The 7472-nt window shown below is 47.2% G+C and carries 6 protein-coding genes and 2 pseudogenes; 2 read left to right on the top strand and 6 right to left on the bottom strand.

Annotated elements, in window-relative coordinates; all coding sequences use genetic code 11:
• Nucleotides 1–196: pseudogene (gene pyrF / locus B7Y67_RS08895) on the top strand (orotidine 5'-phosphate decarboxylase); the annotation flags it as partial.
• Nucleotides 197–223: 27 nt separating this feature from the next.
• Here the strand turns inward: pyrF and mtgA are convergent.
• The 6 genes and pseudogenes from mtgA to mpl form a co-directional block, all read right to left on the bottom strand.
• On the bottom strand, nucleotides 224–964 hold the full coding sequence (mtgA, locus tag B7Y67_RS08890; protein ID WP_293598334.1) for a monofunctional biosynthetic peptidoglycan transglycosylase: 741 nt from the start codon (nucleotides 962–964) through the stop codon (nucleotides 224–226).
• Nucleotides 965–981: 17 nt separating this feature from the next.
• Nucleotides 982–1890, bottom strand: coding sequence for a shikimate dehydrogenase (aroE, locus tag B7Y67_RS08885; RefSeq protein ID WP_293598333.1), 909 nt, complete (start codon nucleotides 1888–1890; stop codon nucleotides 982–984).
• A gap of 41 nt (nucleotides 1891–1931) precedes the next feature.
• On the bottom strand, nucleotides 1932–2792 hold the full coding sequence (locus B7Y67_RS08880; protein ID WP_293598332.1) for an energy transducer TonB: 861 nt from the start codon (nucleotides 2790–2792) through the stop codon (nucleotides 1932–1934).
• On the bottom strand, nucleotides 2776–4764 hold the full coding sequence (locus B7Y67_RS08875) for an RNB domain-containing ribonuclease (RefSeq protein WP_293598331.1): 1989 nt from the start codon (nucleotides 4762–4764) through the stop codon (nucleotides 2776–2778). Before B7Y67_RS08875 ends, B7Y67_RS08880 begins: the two co-directional genes overlap by 17 nt.
• 2 nt (nucleotides 4765–4766) lie before the next feature.
• Nucleotides 4767–5495, bottom strand: a complete 729-nt coding sequence (gene fabG / locus B7Y67_RS08870; RefSeq protein ID WP_293598335.1) for a 3-oxoacyl-ACP reductase FabG — start codon at nucleotides 5493–5495, stop codon at nucleotides 4767–4769.
• 5 nt (nucleotides 5496–5500) lie between these two features.
• Nucleotides 5501–6906 (bottom strand): annotated as a pseudogene (mpl, locus tag B7Y67_RS08865) (UDP-N-acetylmuramate:L-alanyl-gamma-D-glutamyl-meso-diaminopimelate ligase).
• Between the two features lie 26 nt (nucleotides 6907–6932).
• Between mpl and B7Y67_RS08860 the strand changes: the two are divergent.
• Nucleotides 6933–7460 (top strand): TlpA disulfide reductase family protein, encoded by a 528-nt coding sequence (locus tag B7Y67_RS08860; RefSeq protein WP_293598330.1) that lies wholly within the window; start codon nucleotides 6933–6935, stop codon nucleotides 7458–7460.
• The last annotated feature ends 12 nt before the right edge of the window (nucleotides 7461–7472 follow it).

Raw genomic sequence — 7472 nt, 5'->3', positions numbered from 1 at the left:
AGGTATTGGAGCACAAGGTGGCGATATCGATGCTACTGTTCAGGCTGGAAAAATCCCCAACAAACCAGGCATAGGGATGATGATCAACTCATCAAGAGCAATCTTGTATGCAAGCTCAGGCAATGATTTTGCTGAAGCAGCCAAAAAAGTAGCCATCACTACGAGAGATGCATTAAGAGCAGCAGCTAGCAAATAAAAGAAGTCGTGTCGACCTACAGCAGACCTAACGCGTCTTTGGTTTTAGAGTTGGTGTTAGAGCCACTCTATCCATATTTTCCAAAATAAAGTCTTGTCTTGTAGGGAAATGAATATTGGCTTTGCGGCAATACTGCGCTTTGTCGAAACATTTTGGGGCTGGTAATGCAGAGGCTAAGGCTGCCGCCTGTTCGCGATTCAGTGATGCCGGTTTTATTCCATAGTAATGTTGAGAAGCGGCACCAACACCAAAAATGCCCTCGCCCCACTCTACTGAATTTAGATAAATCTCAAACAAACGCTGCTTAGATAGCATAACCTCAAGTAGGCCCGTAATAATCAGCTCTTGCGCTTTGCGAAAATAATTCTGTTCGGAAGAGAGAAAAAGATTCTTCGCTAGTTGCTGTGTGATTGTGGAACCACCACGTAAAGCAGTTTTGGATTTACCACCCTGCTGATTAAGTTGTGTGTTTTTAGTCCAAGCTTTTTTCATATCCTCCACCCGCACACCCATATGCTGAAAAAAGATATCGTCTTCGCTCACTAAAACAGCACGCTTGAGATTGGCAGAGATTTTGTCGTAAGGGGCCCAGCTTGACTGCACAGGACAAGACCAAGATAGACCACAAAGGTGCCAACGCTCTGCCCTCTGAAATGCAGTGCTGCTTGGGTCTAGTGCTGCCCACAAACCAATCTGAATGACAAAGTACATTTGCATGGCAATAAAACTACCCAACAAGCATTTCAGAAGGTAAGAAAGCCAGCGCATCTAAGCTCAGCTAAAAACTAGGAAGTACGAAGTTCTGCCAATACAGCGCGAGAATCAATCGCATCAGCAAGCGTAGCACCACGCCAAATTAAGAAGGCGTCAGCAGCCTGCTCTACTAGCATGCCCAAGCCATCACTGACCCGTGCGCCGCGATGTAATGCTTGCTGCATAAAGGCAGTGACCTTGCCGTAGACCATATCGTAGGCGAAAGATTTTGGAGTAAAAATATTGCTTGCTGCCCCATCGCTAATCGGCGATGCATCGGATAAGCCTGCTGCAGTAGCGTTAATAATAAGATCAAAAGGAGATGTAGTCCTACCAGCATCCTCAAGATCACTTAATGAGACTGCTTGTAGCGCAACATTAAAGGAGCCAGCTACATCACTAAACAAGTGAACCAGTTCACCGGCCTTGGCATTTGATCGATTGGCAATGATCAGCTTTTTGGGAGACTGCTCTAGCAATGGGCCAAGCACTCCGCGAGAAGCGCCGCCCGCCCCCAATAATAGGATTCGAGCTCCTTTAATCTGAATACCCTGCGCCAATAGGTCTCTAACTAAACCAGCGCCATCAGTATTGTCACCAAAAATTTTTCCATCTTCAATGCGTAGAGTATTTACAGCGCCAGCGAGCTGCGCACGCGGTGTTAATACATCTGCAAAAGCCTGAGCATCTAATTTAAATGGCACAGTGACATTCATACCTTTACCACCAGCGGCAAAGAAGGCTTGCGCAGCGATTTTGAATTCATCAAGTGCAGGCTGTAAACGACCGTAGTGTATTTTTTGATTTGACTGCTCAGCAAACCGCTTATGGATGACGGGTGATTTACTGTGCGAAATTGGATTACCCGCGACCGCATAAACATCCACTCCGGGAAAGTCGGTAGGATTGATATGCAAATCGGCGGAAGTAGCTTGACTCATAGTGACTACAGGATAAGCGAAATTGAGTGAGGTCTACTGAATTACGGGCGTAGATCTAAGCGATCAGACCCATCTCTTGTGAAATCAAAAGTAGATACCCAGTCCAAGATATCAATCTGATTGCGCATTTCTGTAGAGAAAATTCCAAAGGGGGCAGAAGCACGCACAATCGCTAAAGCCTGACGATCTAACTCGGGATTGCCAGAACTACGCCCAATACTCAGACCATCTTTACCCTGAGCATTATTAGTAATCCGCCCCTGAGCATCGACACTCACCACAATCACCAAACTGCCGTAAAGAGGGCGCCCGTTTGCTCGTGGGAAAAATGCACTCCCATAGGTCTCGATTTTTTGACGCATAGCATCGTAATACTGCGCAAATACAACCGCCTTGGTGCTAGCTCCAGTCAAGACCTTACGTCGGGGTTCGCGGCCATTGGCCTGCAAACGCTTGGCCAGCTCAGCTTCTAAAGAGTTCAACTGGGATACTGCTTTTTGCTCATCACCACTTTTACGACCACCTGCTAGTGCTCGCTCTGCTTCAAGCTTAGCTAGCATTTGTTTTTGCTGTTTCTCTAAAACTTCTAGGCGGGCATCTGCACCAAGTCTTGCGCGATGAAGCGCACTGGCATCTTGATTAGCAGCATTGCCCCCTCCATGCAAATTCGCTTGCGCCAATTTATTTGCCTCCTTGGGCGCCACTTGATTGCTAGCATTCACCAAAACAACGCTCAGCGGGGTATTTAAACGACGATTTTCTATTTCTCCAATGCCCCAGCGAAAGGATAAAAAGATAAGGTGAGCCAGAATAGAGAGGCCCAGCGCATAAGCAAATGGATAGCGATTCCAACCCCCACCTAAGCGCGCCACTAACTGAGCAAACCTAGGTTGGACTTGCATCACTCTCAGGAACTTCTGGTGTCTCGACATGAAGCACTCTTACCCCCGCAGTCAGTTGCAGGAGATCTACGTCAGCAATACTCACTTCGGCTCTGGTCATACGCGGGTGGGTAGCCAATTCCGGGATTGGTAAATGCAGTGGAATAGGTTCAACACGCGACATTCCTTCTTTGAGATGCCTCACAAAAACTTGTTTAGGAACTTCATCCTGAGAAACCCAGCGTAAGCACCAATATTTCTCAAGACGGTCCTGGTATTCACCATACGCTGAATAGCAAGCTTCAAAGTCGGCAGCAATACCCATTAAGGCGGAATCTCTCGGCGGGAATGGCGCTGCCATCTTGGCGGTGATGCCATGTTTTGCTATCGCAATTAACTGCCACTGATTCACTAAATCTGAATAGCGACGCAATGGCGATGTACACCAAGCGTAATACTCCAAACCCAATCCTTCATGAGGGCCAGGTGTCGTCTGCATACGTGTACGCAAAGGGCCCCAACCCTTTTGGGTGCGGAACAAACCAGGTACCCCATGATCTGCCAGTAAGCGCCCTGAGGCACTATTGCAATAAATCATCCACTCGGCAACGATGGTATCGAGGATGGAACCGCGCTGACGAGGAGTAATCTCGACTCGCTGCGCACCATCCACTTCTTTGATTTGAAAATGAAAGTCTCTTGCTAAAGCGTTAGGATCCAAAACTCCTAATTGCTCAGCACGCAATCCATTGGCGACGCGCTGCTCTTGACGCCCTGCATGCAATAACTTTGCTGCAGTCCACAACACACTGAGCTCTTGACGATACGCATAGTCAGATGATTCATCAGCCAGAGTTTCCTCCGTCACCAAATGCTCTAAATTTTCCAGACGAAGATTTGATCCCATGGGAACCATCTCAGCACGTAACTGCAGCGTCTCTTTATCTACGACTCCAGTTGCATCGATATCTACATAGATCGATAAAGCTGGTCGAGCGGCACCCTCATCCAATGAGAACTGGGCAATCACCGCATCGGGCAACATCGTAATTTTGTCGCCAGGAAAGTACACGGTCGACATACGCGTGCGTGCGACCTTATCCAAAGCATCATCCTTAGCGATCACCAAACCAGGGGCAGCGATATGAATACCAATGCGATGTCCGCCACCCTCAAGTGCAGTAACCGATAAAGCATCATCAATCTCAGTAGTACCCGAATCATCAATCGAGAAAGCGCTCACTTCAGCTAAAGGTAATTCTGAAATGACGACGTCTAATACACTCTGATCCACAACCAAGCTTGGTTCATGTGCGGCACCCTGAGGAAAATGGGCCTTTAAAAACATGCCTTGGTGATATTGCAAGGGTGAATCAATCGCGCCACAGCGGATCATCAATTGGGCAGGAGATTCTCCTGACTCAGTGCAAGCAGCAATTAATGCCTTGTAAGCTGAGGTATTTTTATCGGGAGAAAACAATAATTGATTTGCTTGAGACTGGAGCGTCTCTGGAAACACGCCAGCCACCAACTCTTGTTGCCATGCAGCTTGCTGCTCCAGTTCCTTTTGCTTGCGCTCAAGCGCAGCCAAACCGGCTTGCAACTGCTCTAATGGCGCTCGCTGAAAACGCCCACGCCCTTTGCGACGGAAGAATACTGGCGCACCCTGCAAAGCAATCGCTAATGCAGTTTGTTGCGGAATACTTGCCTGCGCACCAAAGTACTCATGGGCAACATCCACTAAACCAAATTCTTCATCAGGTGCACAGTCCCATAAGAACTGCAGATCAATCTCTTGAGATAAAGCATTTGCCTCATCCATTAATGTCTGTGGCTCTGGCTTATCAAAGCGTAACCAAACTTCTTTAGCTTTTAGTTTGATCTTTTTCCCAGATAGGCTGGTTGCTTGCCAAGACTCAGCGTCTCCGGCGCCGGAGGCGGACTGGACTGTGGCGACCTTGATGTCACCACCCTCTTCATATAAAAGATGCATGCTTAGAGAGAGATCCCGCCGCTGGCCTCAAGTGCAACGCCATTGACATAACTAGCTTCATCGCTCGCCAAGAATAAATACACGTTCGCCATTTCTTCGGGAGTACCTAGGCGACCCAGCCAGCTGCGTCTTTCAATATCCTTTAGGATGTTTTCTGGCATAGCTTTGACCATCTCAGTGGCAATAAAGCCTGGGCACACTGCATTTACCCGAATACCTTTTGGACCTAATTCACGCGCCCAAGTTTTAGTGAATCCAATCACACCAAACTTCGTTGCTGAATAGTTTGTCTGTCCAAAGTTTCCATAAATACCCACAACACTAGAAGCATTAACGACAGCCCCTTTGCCCGCCTCCAACATATGCGGTACAACCAATTGCGTGCAATTGAATACACCCTTGAGATTGACATCAATCACCGTATCAAATTGCGCTTCCGTCATTTTGACTAAGCGTGCATCTTGTGTGATGCCAGCATTGTTAATCAAAATATCGATGCGCCCGTGACGCTGCATGATTTGATCAACAGCTGCTTCAACGCTTGCACGATCAGTCACGTTCATGACAAAAGCTTCCGAGCCAGGAATGAGATCAACTGCAGCCTTCACTGCATCAGGGCTCACATCCGTGATCATGACTTTTGCACCCTCTTGTGCAAAGCGTTTTGCCGTTGCAAAGCCAATCCCTTTTGCGGCCCCGGTAATGATGGCTACTTTATCTTTTAGTCTCATACTCATTACTTTGCTTTCTCTTGTATTGCGGTCAATATTTTTTGATGCACGCCACCAAAACCGCCATTACTCATCACCAAAATGTGATCGCCAGGCTTTGCTTCTTTTGCCACTGCATCTACCAATGCACTTAAATCATCAAAGGCCAAGGCACGATCTTTTTCTTTGGCATTTAATGGTGCTAAGACTTCATTTAAGTCCCAACCTAAGGAATCTTTACCAGCACTAGCCCCATAAGCAAAAATCTTATCAGCTGCCCCTAAGCTATTGGGTAGTTGCGCCTTCATCACGCCGAGTTTCATCGTATTAGAACGCGGTTCTAATACTGCCAAAATTCGAGACTGCCCTACGCGACGACGCAAGCCATCTACCGTAGTAATAATTGCAGTTGGGTGATGAGCAAAATCATCGTAGACCGTCACCTCATTTGCCACGCCAATCGTTTCTAAGCGACGTTTCACATTCTTAAACTCAGCAAGAGCACGTGCCGCATCAGCTGGAGCAATGCCAATATGGTTTACAGAAGCAATCGCTGCCAATGCATTAAGTTGATTATGTCGACCCATGACACCAGAGCCTGGGGCCCAGGTCACCGTTGCTACCTCTTTACCATCCTGCAAAGCAATGAAGCCATCCGCCTCTTTAGAAATCAGAGACCAAGCATTGTGTTTATCTTGACCAAACTTTTCAACAGGCGCCCAAGCACCTCGAGTAATCACTCTCTCTAGCGCAGGCTCTTCACCATTCACAACCACAAGACCATTTCCCGGCACCGTACGGACTAAATGATGAAACTGCGTTTCGATTGCAGCCAGGTCAGCAAAAATATCGGCATGATCAAACTCAAGATTGTTTAATAAAGCGGTGCGCGGACGATAGTGAACAAACTTACTACGCTTATCAAAAAAGGCGGTGTCGTATTCATCTGCCTCGATCACAAAGTATTTGCTCTCACCCAGACGAGCCGATACCGTGAAATTCAATGGCACTCCACCAATTAAATATCCTGGTTGATAGCCATTAAATTCTAAGATCCAGGCCAACATGGCAGAGGTAGTCGTTTTACCGTGAGTGCCAGCAACAGCCAATACATGCCTATCAAACAATACTTGCTCACCAAGCCACTGGGGTCCAGATGTGTAAGGAAGCCCTTGATTCAGGATGGCCTCCATCAGCGGATTGCCACGAGAAACGACGTTACCGATTACAAATAAATCAGGCATAGTCTCAAACTGTAATAATTGATCGGGCGAGAATCCCTCAATGAGCTCAATACCCTGAGCCTCAAGTTGCGTGCTCATTGGTGGATAGACGTTGGCATCACAGCCAGTTACGCGATGTCCGGCCTGCCGAGCGATTGCGGCATGCCGCCCATGAAAGTACCGCAAATGCCCAAGATATGAATATGCATTGGGGAATTTTAGCTAAGGAGTAGCAATGAACCGAAGACAGTGGATTAGCATCGCCGGAATTAGTCTTTTAGCCTTACTTGCGGGAGTGGTGACTTCGCAATGGATTTACAAAACTGGCTTGGCAAGTGATCCAGCTATCAAAGCCTTTTTTGCCAACCCATGGCAAACGGCTGATGGCAAACCAGTTGACACGACGCAATGGCAAGGAAAAGTACTTGTAGTCAACTTTTGGGCCTCTTGGTGCCCTCCTTGTGTTGAAGAAATGCCCACTTTAGACAAATTACAAGCCGAGTTTAAGAATCAAAATGTCTTATTTGTCGGCATCGGCATCGATTCACCCTCTAATATTCGCCAATTCCTAGAAATGACCCCGGTTTCCTATCCCATTGTGATTGGCGGACTAGAGGGCAGCAATCTTTCCAAGCAAATGGGCAACTCTCAAGGAGCCCTACCCTACACCATCATCATCAACAGTCAAGGTAAGTCAACCAGCAGCAAATTAGGCAAGATAAGCGAAGAAGAGCTCAGAAAATCAATTAAATCTGCTTTATAAGGTATTTTAATT

The organism is Polynucleobacter sp. 35-46-11, assembly GCF_002281105.1.
The sequence above is the reverse complement of the archived record's forward strand: the minus strand, read 5'-3'. Positions and strand labels throughout refer to the sequence as shown.

Excerpts from the sequence above, each read along its gene's own strand:
- mtgA (WP_293598334.1), bottom strand. The coding sequence starts at position 964 with ATGCGCTGGCTTTCTTACCTTCTGAAATGCTTGTTGGGTAGTTTTATT.
- aroE (WP_293598333.1), bottom strand. The coding sequence starts at position 1,890 with ATGAGTCAAGCTACTTCCGCCGATTTGCATATCAATCCTACCGACTTT.
- B7Y67_RS08880 (WP_293598332.1), bottom strand. The coding sequence starts at position 2,792 with ATGCAAGTCCAACCTAGGTTTGCTCAGTTAGTGGCGCGCTTAGGTGGG.
- B7Y67_RS08875 (WP_293598331.1), bottom strand. The coding sequence starts at position 4,764 with ATGCATCTTTTATATGAAGAGGGTGGTGACATCAAGGTCGCCACAGTC.
- fabG (WP_293598335.1), bottom strand. The coding sequence starts at position 5,495 with ATGAGACTAAAAGATAAAGTAGCCATCATTACCGGGGCCGCAAAAGGG.
- B7Y67_RS08860 (WP_293598330.1), top strand. The coding sequence starts at position 6,933 with ATGAACCGAAGACAGTGGATTAGCATCGCCGGAATTAGTCTTTTAGCC.